The 17,617-nt window shown below is 63.7% G+C and carries 14 protein-coding genes; 2 read left to right on the forward strand and 12 right to left on the reverse strand.

Features of this window, described 5'->3' with window-relative positions; translation table 11 throughout:
• Nucleotides 1–91: 91 nt before the first annotated feature.
• The 11 genes from V6766_RS01295 to V6766_RS01345 all read right to left on the reverse strand — a co-directional run bounded on the left by V6766_RS01295 (nucleotide 92) and on the right by V6766_RS01345 (nucleotide 13,271).
• Nucleotides 92–940 (reverse strand): hypothetical protein, encoded by an 849-nt coding sequence (locus V6766_RS01295; protein ID WP_448462849.1) that lies wholly within the window; start codon nucleotides 938–940, stop codon nucleotides 92–94.
• Nucleotides 941–956: 16 nt separating this feature from the next.
• Entirely contained in the window at nucleotides 957–2,645 is a 1,689-nt protein-coding gene (aspT, locus tag V6766_RS01300; protein ID WP_448463193.1) for an aspartate-alanine antiporter, read from the reverse strand.
• A gap of 20 nt (nucleotides 2,646–2,665) precedes the next feature.
• Entirely contained in the window at nucleotides 2,666–3,778 is a 1,113-nt protein-coding gene (locus V6766_RS01305) for a calcium:proton antiporter (protein ID WP_448462851.1), read from the reverse strand.
• 56 nt (nucleotides 3,779–3,834) lie between these two features.
• Complete coding sequence (locus V6766_RS01310) at nucleotides 3,835–5,322, reverse strand: TolC family protein (RefSeq protein ID WP_448462853.1); 1,488 nt, start codon at nucleotides 5,320–5,322, stop codon at nucleotides 3,835–3,837.
• The gene (locus V6766_RS01315) at nucleotides 5,319–7,178 is read right to left on the reverse strand and encodes an FUSC family protein (RefSeq protein ID WP_448462855.1); all 1,860 of its coding nucleotides are present in this window, start codon (nucleotides 7,176–7,178) and stop codon (nucleotides 5,319–5,321) included. Before V6766_RS01315 ends, V6766_RS01310 begins: the two co-directional genes overlap by 4 nt.
• Nucleotides 7,162–8,196, reverse strand: a complete 1,035-nt coding sequence (mdtN, locus tag V6766_RS01320) for a multidrug transporter subunit MdtN (protein ID WP_448462857.1) — start codon at nucleotides 8,194–8,196, stop codon at nucleotides 7,162–7,164. The genes V6766_RS01315 and mdtN overlap by 17 nt, the downstream gene beginning before the upstream one ends.
• Nucleotides 8,197–8,200: 4 nt before the next feature.
• Complete coding sequence (locus V6766_RS01325) at nucleotides 8,201–8,395, reverse strand: YtcA family lipoprotein (protein WP_448462859.1); 195 nt, start codon at nucleotides 8,393–8,395, stop codon at nucleotides 8,201–8,203.
• 185 nt (nucleotides 8,396–8,580) lie between these two features.
• Nucleotides 8,581–9,411, reverse strand: a complete 831-nt coding sequence (locus tag V6766_RS01330; protein ID WP_448462861.1) for a hypothetical protein — start codon at nucleotides 9,409–9,411, stop codon at nucleotides 8,581–8,583.
• Nucleotides 9,412–9,427: 16 nt separating this feature from the next.
• Complete coding sequence (locus V6766_RS01335; RefSeq protein ID WP_448462863.1) at nucleotides 9,428–10,876, reverse strand: amidohydrolase family protein; 1,449 nt, start codon at nucleotides 10,874–10,876, stop codon at nucleotides 9,428–9,430.
• Between the two features lie 102 nt (nucleotides 10,877–10,978).
• Nucleotides 10,979–12,109, reverse strand: a complete 1,131-nt coding sequence (locus V6766_RS01340) for an alpha/beta hydrolase (protein WP_448462865.1) — start codon at nucleotides 12,107–12,109, stop codon at nucleotides 10,979–10,981.
• A 136-nt stretch (nucleotides 12,110–12,245) separates the two neighbouring features.
• Nucleotides 12,246–13,271 carry a magnesium transporter gene (locus V6766_RS01345; RefSeq protein ID WP_448462867.1) on the reverse strand — a complete coding sequence of 342 codons (1,026 nt, stop codon included), beginning with the start codon at nucleotides 13,269–13,271 and terminating at the stop codon, nucleotides 12,246–12,248.
• 210 nt (nucleotides 13,272–13,481) lie between these two features.
• On the opposite strand from V6766_RS01345, the gene V6766_RS01350 reads away from it, so the two are divergent.
• A complete protein-coding gene (locus V6766_RS01350; protein ID WP_448462869.1) occupies nucleotides 13,482–14,876 on the forward strand; it encodes a glutamate decarboxylase in 1,395 nt (464 codons plus the stop codon).
• A 49-nt stretch (nucleotides 14,877–14,925) separates the two neighbouring features.
• Here V6766_RS01350 and V6766_RS01355 read toward each other — a convergent pair whose 3' ends face one another.
• A complete protein-coding gene (locus V6766_RS01355) occupies nucleotides 14,926–15,645 on the reverse strand; it encodes a helix-turn-helix transcriptional regulator (RefSeq protein WP_448462871.1) in 720 nt (239 codons plus the stop codon).
• Nucleotides 15,646–16,059: 414 nt separating this feature from the next.
• On the opposite strand from V6766_RS01355, the gene V6766_RS01360 reads away from it, so the two are divergent.
• Nucleotides 16,060–17,616, forward strand: a complete 1,557-nt coding sequence (locus V6766_RS01360) for an ABC transporter substrate-binding protein (protein ID WP_448462873.1) — start codon at nucleotides 16,060–16,062, stop codon at nucleotides 17,614–17,616.
• Nucleotide 17,617: the final 1 nt, after the last annotated feature.

Below are 17,617 nucleotides of genomic sequence, written 5' to 3' on the forward strand. Positions count from 1 at the left end.
GCACTGTCCGATCGAACAGTCGGCACGGCGGCCGACCGTCGTCCGGCCTCCCCCCTTGTCCTGCCGGTTTCAACATATCGGACGCCATTGTTCAATGCGCCGCATGGCGCGCCTCCACCATGCTGAGCGCGGCGGCGGTGAAGAAGCAGAACGCCCCGAACCAGAGATTGGCATTGGAGGCATCGAGCGCCCATTGTGGGTCCGTGCCGCGGGGTACGTAGGCGACCGTCGAGGCGATCATGAAGGCGATGCAGCCGAGAAGGTTGATCGCGACGATCCACCATGCGAGCTCGCGCCGCGGGCGGACGTTGTGCGCATGGCTGGTCTCGATATAGGCGAGATAGGCCGATACCAGGAACAGCACCGAGCCGATCATGCCCGGCAGCCAGATCACCGCGTTCTGCATCAGCCAGCCGGACGGGGCCTTGATGGCGTCGAAGGTGTTGAAGTTGAAGGCGACGGTGCCGACGAACTGGGTCGCCGCGCTGATCCAGCCGACGCTTTTCGGGTCCCATCCGAACAGGTTCGGCCGCTTTGCGCCGCTGGTATGGGTCTCGTCGGCATTGGCCGCCTGGAAGAGCTGGAGATAGGCGGCGGTGGTAAACGGGATCGATCCGGCGAAGAAGGTGACATTGGTCGTCCAGTCCGGCAGGCCTTTGGTCAGCGCCGGAAACAGCGCCAGCACGCTGCCGAGCATGAACAGGAACGAGCCGATGCAGAAGATCAGCCCCATGATCCAGTTGTAGCGCGCGGTGTGCCATGGCGCCGCCCGGGTGTGCTCCAGCGCGCGCCGTTCCCGGAACAGGCCCTTGCGGTGGTCGCGGGCGAGCCACAGAAGCGACCGTCCGGCCCTGTGATACCGGCGCAGGGTCACGAACGGCCATGGGCCGCGCACCTCTTCACGGGGCTCTCTGGCGGGGTTTTGGGCTTTCTGGTTCATCATCGCGTCCGCACCATCAGCTTATCAGCACGATCACGATGCCGAACAGGGTCAGGATCGTGCTCGATGTCGCGTAGGGGACCGAAAAACCGAGGGACGGCACCTGGCTTTCCGCCTTGTCGGTGATCATGCCAAGCGGCGCTGCCGCCGTGCGCGCGCCGGCGCAGCAGCCGAGCAGGATCGCATCATCGAAGCGGAAGATGTATTTGCCGATATAGATCGACAGCAGCATCGGCAGCGCGGCCGCGAAAATGCTCCACAGCACGAAGACGAAGCCGAGCTCCTTCAGTCCCGCAACAACGCCCGGCCCGGCCGATAGCCCAACGACGGCGATGAACATGTTGAGCCCGATCGAGTTCATGAACCAGGTCGTTGCCTGCGGCACCCGGCCGAAGGCGGGGCGGATCGAGCGCAGCCAGCCGAACAGAAGGCCGACAAGCAGCACGCCGCCGGCCGTCGACAGCGTCAGCGGAACCGAGCCGACCCGAAGCGTCAGCGCGCCGATCAGCGCGCCGACGATGATGGCGGCCGCTATGAAGGCAATGTCGGCGCGGTTGGTCTCGCGGTCGAGATAGCCGAACTTCTTCGCCACCGCCGAAATATCCGCCGAGCGGCCGACCACGGTGACGACGTCGCCGCGATAGATCCTTGTGTCGGGCAGGATCGGAATGTCGACCGACATGGCGCCGCGCCGGATTGCGGTCAGGAATATCCCGCGCGTCTCGGGCATATGGGCGAGTTCGGAAAGCGACTTGCGGTGAATATTCTTCGCCGTCACCAGAATATCCGTGCCCTCGACCTGGACGCCGAGTAGCTCGGCGTCGTCGACCTCCGCCAGCACCCGGCCGATCTCGCCGAGCAGCACGTGGCGCTCGCCGGCGAAGGCAAGGACGTCGCCGGGCTTGATAACCGTGTCGGCGGTCGCCTCGGTGATCGCGCCGTCCCGACGCAGGCGGGCGATGAACAGGCGGTGGCCCTTGAAGAAGTGCTCGGCCTCGAAAACCGTCAACCCGTTGAGCGGCGACCCCTCGTCAACGCGGTAGGCGCGCGCGACATATTGGTGCCAGGCCGTGCCCCGGCCGCTGCGGTCGCCAGCGCCGCCGACCCGGCGGATATAGTCGCGGCAGGCGGCCGCAATGTCCACGCGCATCAGCTTGGGGCCCAGTATGCCGAGCATCACCACCGAGCCGAATGTTCCGATCACATAGCTGATCGAGAAGGCGGCGGGGAGGATCTGGTTGGCGCTGGTCTTGGCGGCCGCGGAGATCGCCGATTGTCCGATTGCGGTCTGGGACAGGCCGAGAGCGGATGACGTCGTCGTCGAGCCGGCGTAGAGCCCGGCGGCGATGCCGACATCATAGCCGGCAAGGCGGACGGCGAGATAGACCGCGCCGAGGCTCATCACGCAGACGAGCGCGGCGAAGGCCGCCTGCTGCAGCCCGCCGGAAAAGAGCCCGCGCACGAATTGCGGTCCCGCGCTGTAGCCGACGGCGAACAGGTAGAACACGAAGAACACGGTCTTGACGTCATCGGAGACGGTGATGCCGATCTGGCCGATCACCAGAGCGGCGAGCAGCGTCGCCGTGACGTCGCCAAGCGAAATCCCCGCGATCTTGACCCGTCCGAGAGTGTAGCCCGCGAACAAAGCGAGGAAGAGAGGAATTTCCACGTTTTCGCGCAGTGTGGTTGCCAGCCAGTCGAGCATGTTATGCATTCACTCCGTTTTCAGGGCACCAGCGTCAGCAAGACAAAGACGACGAAGATGACGAGGTGCACCGCGCCCTGCAGCACCGTCGTCCGTCCCGTGCCAAGCGTGAGCGTGCTCACGAACAGCGTCAGAAGCAGCATCACCATCTGTTCCGGCTCGAGGCCGAGGGTGATCTGCTGGCCGATGAAGATAGACACCAGCGCCACGATCGGGATCGACATGCCGATGCTGGCAAGCGCCGAGCCCAGCACCAGGTTGATGCTCTGCTGGATCCGGTTTCGCGCCGCCGCCTGCACCGAGGAAATGCCTTCCGGCAACAGCACCAGCGCCGCGATCACGACGCCGACGAGCGCATGCGGCAGGCCGGCTGCGGTGATGGCGCGATCGAGCGGATGCGACAGCGCCTCGGCGAGCAGAATGACCACCAGCAGCGACACCGGCAGCATGACGGCGCTGATCGCGGTCATCCGCGCGGACGGCTTTTCGGGGTGCTCGGGGAAGAAGTCTTCCCCGGCTGCGACCGCGCCATCGGGCTCATCGACGAAATAGTTGCGGTGGCGCACGGTCTGTACGAACAGGAAGACGCCGTAAAGCGTCAGGCAACACAGGCTGATCACCAGAAGCTGCGCCCAGGAATATTGCCTGTCCGCGCCGGAGATCGCGAAGTTGGGGAGCACGAAGGCAAGCGTCGACAGCGTGCCGAGCACGGCGAGCGCCGCAGAGGCGGCTGGCAACTTGAAGCTCTGCTCGTGATAGATACGGCCGCCGCGCACAAGGCAGAGGCCGATGATCCCGTTCAGCACGATCATCACCGCGGCGAACACCGTGTCGCGGGCGACGTCTTCCCCGCCCTCGATGCCGGACAGCATGATCGAGATGATCAGCGCGACCTCGATCAGCGTCACGCAGCAGGCGAGGATGATCGAGCCCATCGGCTCGCCGAGCCTGGCGCCCAGCACCTCGGCATGCAGCACCGAGGCGAACACCGAGCCGCCGAGAAGCAGGATCGCCGGCAACACGAACAGCATGGCGGTGTCGTGCAGCACGCCCGTGATTTCCAGCGCGGCCCATGCGAGAGCGGCGAGGGGCAGCAACAGGCTCCACCGGGGGATCGAATTGCGGGCGTGCATGGGTTTCTCTCTTCTCGGCTGTCTGTTCCGGTCATAGTGCCGGAACTGGCGTTCTGTTATCGTGATGTCCCGGCCGGTATCGCGCTGGTCGATGTGCCGAGCACGAAGGCGAGGTTGGCGGCGGCCGTGAATGCCGCCTCGCGCGCATCGCCCTCGGCGAGCCGGGCGTCGAGCAGGCCGTTTTGCGCGGTGGCCAGCGCGGAAACCGTGCCGACGCCATTCTGGTAGGATTCCAGCGCCGAATCATAGGTCTTGTAGGCCGCCTGCCGCAGCTTGACGGCGGAATCATTGGCCTGGATCGCGGTGGTCAGCGCATTGGAGGCGACCACGATTTCGCGGGCGGCGGCATCCTTCAACTGATCGAAATTGCGCTCCGCGGCCTCGACCCGGCTCTGCGCCTGTTTCAGGTTGGCGTCGCGCATGCCGGCGTCGTAAAGCGGGATGGTGGCGCCGAACATGATGTTGCCGTTGAGGCCGCTGTTTTCCACTGCGGGCAGGCCGGCGGCGTCGAGCTCGGTCTGATAGGTGGAAAGCGTCCCGAAGACCCCGATTTTGGGCATGAAGTCCGCCTTTGCCTTCTTGACGCCCTGACGGCTCGCCTCGAGCGCTGCGTAGCCGGCGAAGATATCGGGCCGGTTGGCCAGCGCGATCTCGATCATCGTCTCGGTCGGCATGCTGGAGGCGCGCGGAAGACTGCGATCCTTGGTGTCCTCGATCTTCAGCTTGGTCATCGGCGAGAGGCCGACCGCCCCGAGCAGCGCCTGATAGGTATCCTGTTCGCTGCCGCGCGCCTGGACCACGCGCAATTCCTCCTGCGCCACGATCTGCTCGGCCTGGGCGAGGTCGACCGAGGTGGCGAGCCCGCGATCGCGTCGGGCCCTGATCGCGTCATAGACGGTGCGGCTGTTGGCAAGCGCCTGGCCGGCGGCGCGGCTGTGGGCGCGGGCGGCGTTGTAATCGTGGAAGGCGCTGGTGACCTCGAAAATCAGCCGCTGGTGGGTGGCGTTGAACTGGTAGTTGGCGGCGAGCGACAATTGCTTGGCCCCTTCCACCACCGCGCTGCGGCCGCCAAAATCGAAGGCCAGCCACTGCAGCGCCATGAACGGCACGACGCCATTGATGTTGGAATTGAAATAGGCGCTGCCGCCGATCGGGATCGGCAGTTCGGCGGCATTGTTGTTGCTGCCGCCGATGACATTGGCGGTGATCACCGGCAGGTAGGTCGCCTCCGCCATGCCGACGGCGAGCGCTGCCTGGCGGGCCTGTTCCCAGGCGACGCGGGTATCGGGGTTGCTGCGCTGGGCGAGGTCGATCAGTTGCGGCAGGCTGTAGAGCCGGCTCTCGTCGACCGCCGGCGCGGTCAGCGCCAGCGCGCCGCTTGCCTCGGCCTGCCGGCGCATCTCGCCGGCGGAATCGCCGGCTTGCCATTGCGCATCAGGCGATTGCGGGGCGAGCGCGAGCGTGTCGGCTACGCAACCGGAAAGCGCCAGCATCATGGCAAGAAACGCGCCGCGGCCGAGGGCAGGCATCAGATGTCGTGTCATCGGCTCTCTCCCGTTTCCGCCTGTCCCATCCCGGCCGTTTCCTCCGTTGCGGCGGTCTCGCCCTCATCGATACGCCGCTCCGCGACAGCCAGCCGGGATTGCGTCTCAGCATCGACCACGGGCCTGAAGTACAGCGCCAGCGACAGGTCCTCCAGCATGGCGGCGTCGCGGCGATAGGTTTGACGCTCGGTTTTCCCCGGACGCATATGTCGCGGTTCATAGGAGGCCATGTCAACCGCTTCCCGGATGACGCCGAGGTCGGTCTGGATCGACGCGACGAGCCCGGTGGAGGCCTGGCGCACCGGCTGGTCAGCGTTTGCGAGCGATTTCAGCTTGGCGATTGCCGCCGCCGTGCGCCGCTTCACCTCGTCCTTGACGCTGACCGGCCAGATATTGGTGAAGATCACATAGACGACGGCATTGCCGAGCAGAATGCCGACAATGCGGTCGCCGGCGGCACTCAGGCTGGTGCCGGGACCAAAGCCCTGGATCACGGTCAGCAGGAAGGCGAGCGCGATCTGGACGCCGCCATAGGAAATGCGCTCATTGCCTGTGGAAACCCAGGCGGCAAGCGACACGACGGCGAAGATCAGAAAAGCCAGTCCGCCGACCGAATCAAGCTGCGGGATCACGAACAGGATGGCGATCAGGCCGAAAAACGCGCCGATCAGGCAGCCGGTGATCCGCAGCACCAGCTTGTGGACGGTGTCGCCGGTGGTGCCGAGCGCCGCGACATAGCAGGTGATCATCGCGGTGTGGATGCCCTGCCAGTCGATCGACGTATAGATGAAGAAGCAGGTGACGGCGGCCAGCGTCGTTTTCAGCGCGAAATGCAGGTGGCGCGGATGGGAAAAAATGTCGGGCGCGACCGGCGGATCGTCAACCGGGGCGCCCTTTTCAAGCGGCGTTGTCTGGCTGATGTCGATGAGCGCGCCGGCGACCGGCTCCAGCTCGGAAGGCAGGTCGGCAGCGGGTTCAGGTTCGGGGAGGTCCTTCCTGGCCAGCACCGCCGCGGCAAGCGCGCGGCAGTTTCCCGCAAGCCGTTGCCGCGCCGGGCCAGCATCTGCCGCGGGGTCTTCCTCCGGCAGGGCCGAGACGGCCAGCATCAGGCGATAGCTGTGGGACTGCGTCCGCTCCAGAAATTCATAGGCCCGGCCGCGAAGGATGGAGAGCAGCTTGATCAGCAGAAGCCGCTTTTCCTGTTCGGCGGTTCCCTCGCCGATGAGGTCCATCAGATTTTCGCGGGCGTTTTCCCGTCCTTCCAGAGCATCGGCGGATCGCTCCAGCCGTTCGGCTATGGCCTCGCGCAACAGCTTTTGCGGCGGGATGCCGAACAGCAGATTGTAGACCGCCATCACCGCCATCGGCACGAACACCATCGCCCAGGCATAGAGCACGGCGCGGGTCGCAATCTCGCCAATCGGCACATTGCCGAGCAGCGTCAGCACGAAGGCGATCACCAGCGCCACGATGCCGGCCTGCTCGCCGGCCTTGGTGGCGGAATCGAGATAGAGGAAGATGAACGAGGCGATCACGATCGCCGCGATCTGCGCCGGCGGAAAGTCGATGGTGAGGTTGATGATGCCGATCAGCAGGAACACGACGAGGCTGACCGCGATGATGATGCCGATGCCGGTGACGACATTTTCGGCGGCGTTGGCGCGCATCAGGAAGATCACGAGGTAGCAGCCGATGGCGGCTTCCGGAAAATGGTACATCATCGACAGCACTGTCGAGATCGCGCAGATCGCGCCGATCGACAATGACAGCCGCAGCCGTCCGGGAAACGGCATCAGATCATCGATCAGGCGGTGGGACCGCCGCCTGAAGTCGCTGCGCTCAGCAGTGCTCGCCATGGCGAACCACTGTCGAGGCGGATGCGCCGATGCGCATCAGGTTTTCAGGAGGATCGATGAGCTGGATTCGCACCGGGAAGCGCTGCGCGATCCGGACCCAATCGAGCTCCTTCGGCACATAGGGAAGGGCGCTTTGAATGTCGATCGCGCCGCCGGAGATGACGCCCCAGCCGATGCCCTGCACCACGCCCTTGATCTCGACGGACTGGTCGGCCATCACATAAACCGAGGCGCAGGTGCCGGCCGGCAGTTTTTCCAGCTCCGACTCCCGGTAAAGCGCCGAGGCATACCAGTCGCCGGTGTTGACCAGCGTGAACAGCGGCGCGCCGGAAGCCACGAACTGGCCGCTCGATGTCGTCAGCCCGACCACTCGGCCATCATGGGGCGCGTAAATCTTCGTGTTGGCGAGATTGCGCCGGGCGATGTCGAGGGCCGCCTGCCGGCTCTGGATCAGGGCCAGCGTTTCCTCCGAGGACGAAACCAGAGCGTCCGCCGCCTTGCTTTGCTGCAAGGCCTGTTCGAGCGATACCTCGGCATCGCGTTTGGCCGTGCGCGCGTCCTGCACTTCCTGATCGGTGACGTAGCCCTTGGGCTGGAGCGGCAAAAGGCGGTCGAGGGTTTCCTGTGCGAGTTCGAGATTGACGCGGGCGCGTTCGATCTGCTGGAGGGCGATCTCTGCATTGGCCGATTCCGCCTCGATACTGCGCTTCTGGCTTTCGTGCATCGCCTCGGCGGCCCTCAGGTCCCCTTCGGCCTGGACCACGAGAAGGCGGTAGGATTCGTCCTCGATCTCGAAAAGCAGCTGTCCCTTCTCGACCTTGTCGTTCTCCGCGACGTGGATTTCGGAGATCCGCCCGGGAACGGTCGAGGAAATCTGGGTGATCGGCGCCGTCAGGGTCGCATCCTGCGACAGGACATCGGCGCCCATCCGGGCCATGTGCTTCCAGCCTAGAAAGGCGGTTGCGCCGATGACGATGACGGGGATGAGGGCGAGGGCGGCAGTCTTTGGGCTCAGCATGGCTCTATCGTCCGAACAGGATGAGGGAGGCGGCAAGCCCGATGGCGATCGCCAGGAACAGATAGACGATCACGCGCAGCGGCATCACATCGTCGAGGCCGATCTTGATGAACACCAGACGCACGACGACCGCGCCGACAATGCCGATCAGCGAACAGGCGATCCAGGACGGGAAATAGGCGCCGAAGAAGGGAATCACGGGACTGCTGCTCGCAAACGCATGAAACGGCGTGAAAATTCCCGCCATGAGGAGAAGCATTGAACCCGTTATACGCACGCAAGCACCCAGTTTTGTTATTTTTCCGCCCCCGAGGGTTGTGGCGCAGGAACGACTATCCTGCATAGCAGGAAAGACTGTCAACCGTCAGGGCTGACAGTCTGGGGCTAGAACCGGAAGCTCAGCCCCACCGTCGGGCCTTGCAGGACGGTGTCGAAGACATGCCCGTCATCGTCATAGTCGATGGACATGTATCTGTAGCCGAATGAGAGCGCGGTCGCTTTGGTAATCCGGTAGTTGACCGTGGCCATCGCCTGCCAGGTCAGGTCCGAGCCCACCGAGAAGCCGCCGACATCGGCCTGGCCGACGAGGCTGACGCGGTCGCTGGCATCATAGGCCATCCGGAACCCGAGGGCGGGATCGACCCAGCCGAATTCGCTCTTCGCGCTGTAGGCGCGCGGAACCGAGGGGATGGTGGCCGTGACCTCCGTGGTGAGATGCGCGAAGCGGAGGCCGCCAAGCGCATCGAGGCGCAAGTTATCGGTTTCGGCAAGCCGCACGGCGCCGAACAGCGCGCCGGAAAAGAGCTTGCTGTCGACGCTGACGTTGATGCCCGGCACGGTGATGCCGTAGGCCGGTATCGCCACCGGGCCGGAGGCCTCGTCTGCGGTGGTGTCGACATACATCAGGTCGGCGTAGAAGCCGAAGGCGCCGTTGGTCCCCCAGGCATTGGCGAAGCCGGCAATGTTCAGCTCCTCGAGGATATCCGAGAAGCTGCTGTCGATGTGAACAATGGGCGCCCGCCGGAATGGCGACACGTCGCCAGACATCCCGGTCATCCAAACATAGGGCGTGATCTCGAATTGCCAGCCTTCGGCCGGCGTTTCCACGGCTGCGACCGGCTGGAGCGCGGGCGGCGCGGCGGACAGGTCGGCTGCCTCCGCCGTCAGCGCCATCGGACATGCCAATGCCGACACGGCAAATAAAACGGACTTCAAATATGCCCCCAATTGTCTAGCCATGCAGGTTGTTCTTGAAAATGCGGCCGTCTTTCATGATTACCGCGAAATTGTCCGGATTTGCAACCAGAGCGATATTTTCGAGCGGATTGCCATCCACAAGCAGCATGTCCGCGAAAGCGCCCCTTTCGATCACGCCGAGCCGGCCGTCATAGGGGTTGCGTTCGCCCGACAGCGCCAGAAGCTCGCCGCTGCGGCTGGTCGCGAGCTTCAGCACCTCTGCCGGCGAGAACCATTCGGACAGTCTTGCGAGCTGGGCCCCTTGCGTTTCGGTCTTGGCCGGATTGAACAGGATGTCCGTGCCCCATACCATGCGCTCGAAATTGAATTTCTGCGCCCATTCGAAACAGCGTCTCGTGCCCTCGGCAATCAACTGCTGCTCTCCGCGCTGCTTGTCGGTGCTCATCGGGTTGGCGAATTCGCCGCCGAGGAAGGGCTGGATGCTCCACCAGATGCCCTTGTCGAGCATCATGCGCACAGTCTCCTCGTCCGCGAGCTGGCCATGTTCGATGCACTGGACGCCGTTGTCGATCGAGCGGCGAATGCCCTTTGCGGTATAGACATGGGTGCAGACATAGGTGCCCCAATCGGTTGCCGCCTGCACCGCGGCGCGGATTTCATCCGGCGTGAATTGCAGGCTCGGCACGGGGTCGTAAAGCGAGGAGACGCCGCCGCCGGTCATGATCTTGATCTGGCTCGCGCCGAGCAGCAACTGTTCGCGCACCCGGTTCAGAACCTGCGGAACGCCGTTGGCGATGGAGGAAATGCCGGCCTCCTCGGCATGGCTGAGATTGCTCTGGTCGGAGGCCGGAATCTCGTATTCCATCCGGAAATCGCCATGGCCCGAGGTCTGGGAGATCATCGCCCCGGATGGATAGATGCGCGGCCCCACCGCCTTGCCGCCGTCGATCGCGCGCTTCAGGGCGAAGGACGGCCCGCCGACATCGCGCACCGTGGTGAAGCCGCGCATCAGCGTCTTCTCCGATTCGTTCGCTGCCACCAGATGGACATAGGGCACCTGCGCGGCCATGGCGGTCTGCATCGGAATGGCGCAGAGCAGCGAATGCCAGTGCGAATCGATCAGGCCGGGAATCAGCACCCGATTGCCGCAATCGATGATATCGGCATCGGCGACATCCTCGCTGACCGGGACTAGCGCTTCGATGCGATTGCCGCGCACGAGAACGTTGCGGCCTTCGATCAGCGCATTGGAAAGGCCGTCGAACACCCGGACATTCGAAAACAGGATCGCCCGTTCGCCGTCCTGCGCGAAGGCCGGGGCGGAGGCGAGCGCACTGGCCGCAGCCGCCCCGACGATGGCCTTCAGCACCGAACGCCGGTTGACGCCCTGCATCAGCCGCTCGTTCAGCCGGATCACCTCCGGCGTGTGGCACGGACAGCCTGCATGATGGACAAGGTGCTGGTATTTGGAGCCGGCGCGCATTTCTTCCTCCCGATGCTGTGACGATTTTTTTAGTCGATTGTTTGGGAAGATCGCCGCGATTGCAAGGCGGCGATCCCGAAACGGCACATGCCGACGGTGCGTTCAGGGCGATGGTGTCGCGGCGGCCTGCGCGGGCTCGAAGAAACGGCCGCCGGCCTCGCGGAAGCCACTGCTCACCAGATCGTCATTGTCTTCCAGCTCCTTGTACAGCGCCGCCATGGCGGTGTAGCGGCTGTGGCCCAGTGCATCGCTCGCAGGGATCGACGAGATGTCGAGAAGCAGGATATTCATCTCCTTGGCGGCTTCCACGACCTCCGGATCGGTGATGTCGAATTGGCCGGCGCGTTGGCGGTTGCCCTGGAGCAGGCGGGAGACGCGCAATGCAAAATCATCGCCCGAAACCATAACCATCATCGGCGGATCGAGCGGCCCGATGGCTTCGACCTGGGTAGCGAACACATCCTCGTCGATGTCGGGCGCGGCCAGGATGACGTTGAGTTTCCTGAGCGCCTTGATGTCGCCCTCGAGGCTGAGCTGGCGGAGCGACTCCATGGTCAGCCAGCCGCCCATGCTGTGGCCGAACAACAGAACCGAGCGCACGCCCGGCTGGCCGGTGACCTGCTGCAGCACATCCGTCAGGCCGTCGCGGGAGAAGGTCGCGGATTCCTTGTCGGTCACGTAGTCGAAGATGCGAGCCTGGGAGGGCCAGGAGAACAGGATCGGTACGCCGGATATGTTGGAATCAGCCGAAAGCTGCGCGATCCGGAACACCGCCTCCTGGAAGCTGACATTGAAGCCGTGGACGAACATCGCCGCCTTGCCGCTTTCGCGGGCGGCCCGGCCGATCCGGCTGTCGAACGCGGCCCGCGAGAGCGCCGCATGGCGAAGCACGGTGAAATCCTTGTCCGGACGTGCCTTGCGGGAAAGCGGCCATTCGATCTCGCCGGGAACATGGTCCGGCGGGATCGAGATCACGAATTCGGCATAGCTTAATTCGTCTTCACGCTCCCGCGTGTACCCTTCTATTCGGTTTTCGGCCGGCTCCCGCGTGGTTGCGACATAGATCGTCACGGTCCGCGCGGGCGCTGCGGCATTAGGATGCGGATAGAGGACTTCGGTTCCGGGCCGCTTTCCGCAACCGGCGACCGCGAACAGCAGCAGGCAAAGTAAGATCGCGCGCAGGGCACCGGCCAGCATGCGGCGCGGATCTGCAAGCGTTTGCTGTGGAAACATCCCGTTCCCGCCGTAAATCGCGATCCGCATTGTCGCCGCCCTCGGTAAGTCGTGAATTGTCGTCCTGCGGAAAATCAATGCCGGACCCCTTGTGTTTTTACTACGGACGAAGCCGCCGAAAATCAATGCCGCGGGCTCAGGGAGCCGCCAATCCGAGCATCGAGGCGGTGATCGTGAAATAGAGCAGCAGGCCGGTGAGGTCGACAATGGTGGTCAGCGCTGGGCCAGAGACGACGGCCGGGTCCTGCCTGACGGCGACGGCGGCAAGCGGCAGCACCGCGCCGATCAGCGTCGCGGAGATGACCTGGGCGGCGAGCGCTATGGCGATCGCAAAGCCGATCCCCTCCAGCGTCATCGTGGCGGGCACATCGGCGGCGTTGGAGATCAGCAAGACCTTCAGGAAGGCGAACAGGAACAAGGTGCCGGCCATCAGCAGCGAGACGCGCGTCTCCCGCCATAATATCCAGAGCGTCTCGCGCGTCTTGACGTCGCCGGTCGTCAGCGCCCGCGTCACAAGGCTTGCGGACTGGGTGCCGACATTGCCGCCGGTATCGGCGACCATCGGCATATAGAGGGCGAGGATCACCAGCGCGTCGAGCGCATCCTCGTAGATGTGGACGACATAGCCGGCGGCAAGGCCCGCCACGGCAAGCGCCAGCACCCAGGGCACCCGCCGGCGGAAATCGGACCAGACGGTGTGATCGAAGTAATCATCCTTCACCCCGCCCGCGATGCCGACCCAGCGATCGGCGTCTTCATGCAGTTCCTCGACCAGAAAGGCGTTGGCCTTTTCGGCATGAACCACGCCGGCCACGCGGCCATCGCGCTCCAGCACGGGCATGATGTCGATCCCGCGGTCGATCATGTCATAGGCCGTCCGTTCGGCCCCGGCCTCGCCGCGCCTGACGGTGGGAACCTTCGTCGACATGACCGCTTCGATGGGGCCCTTGCCGTTGAGGCAGTCCCTGAGGTTGACAATGCCGAGCAGGCGGCCACCGCCATCGACCACGCAGGCGCTGGTGTGAAAGGCGCCGCTTCGGCTGGCGAAGCGGTCGGTCGCCTCCGGGCAGGTGAGGTCGGGGGCAAGCAGCAGCGGCGCGGCGTCCCAGATCGCTTCCACAGGATGTTCCGGCGCAAGCATGGAACTGGCTATATCGGTCATTTCGTCGTCCCCATTTCCTTCGGCATGGGCCTTGCGGCGCTTTTGCCGGTCATCGGCGCCGCAGCAATAGCGCGCCAGCATTAAAGTTTTTCGAAAGCCGCGAGCGCGGCCAACGACGAGCGTCAGACAGTGTCAGCTTACCGTCACTCCTTGACCCGAAGTCAACCGCTCGGTACTTCTTTTGCTGGTTCCAGATTAGGGGAGAGACCTGTGGCTGACAAATCCGCCGAGCACGAGCTGTTCGATCCGAATGACGAAACCTACGGTTCAGCAGATTTTCTGACCGTCCTTCCCAAATCGGAGTTCCCTGAGAAGGTCCGTTCGCCGCGATCGGCCTATGCCGCGGTCAAGGACGAGTTGATGATGGACGGCAATGCCCGTCAGAACCTCGCCACCTTCTGCCAGACCTGGGAAGAGCCTGAAGTCCACCAGCTGATGGACGACTGCATCGACAAGAACATGGTCGACAAGGATGAGTATCCGCAGACCGCCGAGATCGAGGCGCGCTGCGTGAGCATGCTCGCCGACCTGTGGAACGCGCCCGAGGGGCCGGCAACCGGGGCCTCGACGACCGGCTCGTCCGAGGCCGCGATGCTGGGAGGCCTCGCCATGAAGCGGCGCTGGGAAGCGCGGCGCAAGGCTGAGGGCAAGCCCACCGACAAGCCCAACCTGATCACCGGCCCGGTGCAGATTTGCTGGCACAAGTTCACGCGCTACTGGGATATCGAGCACCGCGAAATCCCGATGGAAAACGGCCGGCTTTTGATGACGCCCGAAGAGGTGCTGAAGCTCTGCGACGAGAACACGATCGGCGTGGTGCCGACGCTTGGCGTCACCTTTACCGGCGAATACGAGCCCGTGAAGGCCGTCTCCGATGCGCTGGATGACCTGCAGGCGCGCACCGGCCTCGATATTCCCATCCATGTCGATGGCGCCAGCGGCGGCTTTCTCGCGCCGTTCTGCGCGCCGGAGCTCGAGTGGGATTTCCGGCTTCCGCGGGTGAAATCGATCAATGCCTCCGGTCACAAATTCGGCCTGGCGCCGCTTGGTGTGGGCTGGGTGGTCTGGCGCGAGGAAAAGGACCTGCCCGAGGAGATGGTGTTCTGGGTCAACTATCTCGGCGGCAATATGCGCGACATCACGCTGAATTTCTCGCGTCCGGGCGGCCAGGTCGTCTGCCAGTACTATAATTTCCTTCGCCTCGGCCGCGACGGCTATCGCAAGGTGCATGAGGCCTGCTATCGCAGCGCTGCCTATCTGGCGAGCGAGTTAGAAAAGACCGGGCTTGTGGATATCGTCTTCGACGGCGACATGAAGCGCGGCATTCCGGCGGTATCATGGAAGCTCAAGGAAGGGGTGAAGACCGAATACACGCTGTTCGATCTCGCCGACAGGCTGCGTTCGCGCGGCTGGCAGGTGCCGGCCTATACGCTTCCCGCCAATTGCGAGGATCAGGCGGTGCAGCGCATTCTGGTGCGCAACGGCGTCAGCATCGATCTCTGCTCGCTGCTGATCCGCGATATCAAGGCGTCGGTGGACTATTTCAAATCCCATCCGATAACCAGATCGGTTACCGAGGAGGAGGCTTCGGGCTTCCATCACTGAAGCGGCAATGCGTCCGTCGCGTCCTTGAGGCGCGGCGGCGTCGATCCCGTCAATCGCTGAACCCCATCGCGGCATAGAATGCCGCGGCCTGGGCCCGCGAGGTGACGTCCAGCTTGGTGAGAATCTCGCTCACATGGTAGGCGATGGCGCGTTCGGTGCGCCCGACGATGCTCGAAATTTCGCCGTTGGTCTTGCCCTTGGCCATCCAACTCAGGATTTCCACCTGAAGGTCTGACAGCAATTTGAAACGGCGGAGATCGTATTCGGTGAACTGGCCTTCCTTGAAGGCGGCCAGGCGCGCCACCGCCACACTCGACAGGATTGTGACCTCGGGAATGACGTCTGGCGACTGCGGCGTCGGATCGATGGACAGAAGCGTAATCGCACTGGCCTTTCCGTTGAGCGCCGGCAGCGACAGCGTCAGCCCGCCCATGATCCCCTGGAAGCGGACATAATCGTAATATTCCTGTTGATCTGGAAGGTCCCAGTTCTTCTGGTGCCACAAGAGCGGTGTCTTGTTGAACTCCAGATGCGCCATCAGCGGATCGCGCCCGGCCCACCTGTCGTTGACATAGGTGTCCAGTTCTTTCGTCGTGAATGTGCTCAGCGTCGGCTTCTCCATGAACTCGGAGACGGTCGATCTGTTGATGCTGATGTTGTAGCCGACGAAACCCAGCCTGTTCACGCTTTGGGTGAAGGCGCTCTTGACCTCCGGAAGACTTTGGGCAAAGGCGATTCTGGTGACGTCTTTGGATAGCGACTTTAGCACATTGTATCCCCCCAAAAAAAACTCTCTAAATAAGAACATCCTAATGTTACGGATTGATCACTGTCAATTCTGACAGTCGGCGTGTCGCGACCGGTCCGTTCGCGGTGACGCGAATTCGTTTGGCGCGCCTTGATGACAGGGTATGGGGCGGTTCGTGACCATGTGGAACACCGCGTCTCCGGTCTTTTCCGCCCGACTGTACGTTCTGACAGTTTCCTCTTCTGCACGGTATCGTTTAGCTGTTGAAGCGGGTCGAGCCGGATGGTCTTCCAATGGCCGCGGCGGTTTCAACGTCCGATTCCGCGTGCCGATTCCTGGCCGGCGCGCCCACAGCCTCCGGAAAAGTATGATGTTTTTGTCTTGACGTCATACTCGTTCGTACTAAACTGCTTACATATTGAACCGGGGGCATTCATGACATTTTTCAGGGCCGGCGTGTTGATCATATCGGGCGTGCTTGCCGCTGCGGTCCCGGTCGCCGCCAAATCCGAGCTTATCCTTGCCATCGGCGGCGAGCCGGATACCGGCTATGATCCGCTGCTGGGTTGGGGGCGCTATGGCCATCCGCTGTTTCAATCGACCCTGCTGAAGCGCGATGCGGCCCTTGAAACCGTTCCCGACCTCGCCAGCGCGTGGACACTTTCCGATGACAGGCTGGTCTGGACCATCACGCTGCGGCCGGGCGTGACCTTCAGCGATGGCACGCCGCTTTCGGCCGAGGACGTGGCCTTCACCTTCAACGCGGCGGCCAAAGCGGGCGGCGCGCTCGATCTGACGGTGATGGACAGCGCCGAGGCGATCGACGACCTGACGGTGGAGATCCGCCTGAAGCGCCCCTGGGTGACATTTTCGGAGAATTTCTATTCGCTGGGCATCGTGCCGTCGGACGGTTATGGGCCCGGCTATGCCCGCAACCCGGTCGGCTCCGGCCCCTTCAGAATGGTCTCCTGGACGGAAGGTGAGCAGCTCATCGTTGCGGCCAATCCGGATTATTATGGCCGGAAGCCTGAATTCGAACGTCTGACCTTCGTGTTCTCGGGCGAGGACACCAGTCTCGCCGCGGCCCGCACCGGCCAGGTCGACATGGTCTCGGTTCCGGCACTGATGGCGGATGACGACATTGACGGGTTCCGCAAGGTCATCGTGCCCTCCGTCGACAATCGCGGTCTTTCCTTTCCCATGACCGCGCCCGGCGAGTTGAACGGCGAGACGGTGGGCAACGACGTGACGTCCGACCTCGCCATCCGCCGCGCCGTCAATCTCGGCGTCGATCGGGAGCAGCTCGTCGAGGTGGCGCTGAACGGCTATGGCCGCCCGGCCTATGGACCGGCGGACGGTTTGCCCTGGTCCAATCCCGAGGCCGCCATCGCCCATGATCCGGATGCCGCGCGCGCACTGCTGGACGAGGCCGGGTGGACTGTCGGCGATGACGGCATCCGTACCCGCAACGGCGTGAGGGCCACGTTCGACATCTATTATCCCGCTTCCGATTCCGTGCGCCAGGCGCTTGCCGTCGTCACCGCCGAACAACTGAAGTCGCTGGGCATTGCCGCCCGGCCGCTGGGCGCGACCTGGGAGCAGATTGGCCGCGTTGACCACCGAGAGCCGGTGATGTTCGGCTGGGGCAGCCACAGCCCGCTCGAAGTCTACAGCCTCTATAATTCTGCCTGGGGCGGCATCGAATTCTACAATCCCGGCTATTTTTCCGACGAAACCGTCGATGCCCATTTCGCCGATGCCCAGCAATCGGCAAGCCTCGAGGCGTCCTATCCCCATTGGCAGGCGGCGGAATGGGACGGGCAGACGGGGTTTTCCGCGCGCGGCCTTGCCGGCTGGGCCTGGCTCGTCAATCTCGATCACGTCTATTTCGTCAATGAATGCCTCGATATTGGCGAGACCCAGATCGAGCCGCACGGCCATGGATGGCCGATCACCGCCATGATCGAACACTGGACATGGACGTGTGAGTAAT

The organism is Martelella sp. AMO21009, assembly GCF_053484295.1.

Excerpts from the sequence above, each read along its gene's own strand:
- V6766_RS01295 (WP_448462849.1), bottom strand. The coding sequence starts at position 940 with ATGAACCAGAAAGCCCAAAACCCCGCCAGAGAGCCCCGTGAAGAGGTG.
- aspT (WP_448463193.1), bottom strand. The coding sequence starts at position 2,645 with ATGCTCGACTGGCTGGCAACCACACTGCGCGAAAACGTGGAAATTCCT.
- V6766_RS01305 (WP_448462851.1), bottom strand. The coding sequence starts at position 3,778 with ATGCACGCCCGCAATTCGATCCCCCGGTGGAGCCTGTTGCTGCCCCTC.
- V6766_RS01310 (WP_448462853.1), bottom strand. The coding sequence starts at position 5,322 with ATGACACGACATCTGATGCCTGCCCTCGGCCGCGGCGCGTTTCTTGCC.
- V6766_RS01315 (WP_448462855.1), bottom strand. The coding sequence starts at position 7,178 with ATGGCGAGCACTGCTGAGCGCAGCGACTTCAGGCGGCGGTCCCACCGC.
- mdtN (WP_448462857.1), bottom strand. The coding sequence starts at position 8,196 with ATGCTGAGCCCAAAGACTGCCGCCCTCGCCCTCATCCCCGTCATCGTC.
- V6766_RS01335 (WP_448462863.1), bottom strand. The coding sequence starts at position 10,876 with ATGCGCGCCGGCTCCAAATACCAGCACCTTGTCCATCATGCAGGCTGT.
- V6766_RS01340 (WP_448462865.1), bottom strand. The coding sequence starts at position 12,109 with ATGTTTCCACAGCAAACGCTTGCAGATCCGCGCCGCATGCTGGCCGGT.
- V6766_RS01345 (WP_448462867.1), bottom strand. The coding sequence starts at position 13,271 with ATGACCGATATAGCCAGTTCCATGCTTGCGCCGGAACATCCTGTGGAA.
- V6766_RS01360 (WP_448462873.1), top strand. The coding sequence starts at position 16,060 with ATGACATTTTTCAGGGCCGGCGTGTTGATCATATCGGGCGTGCTTGCC.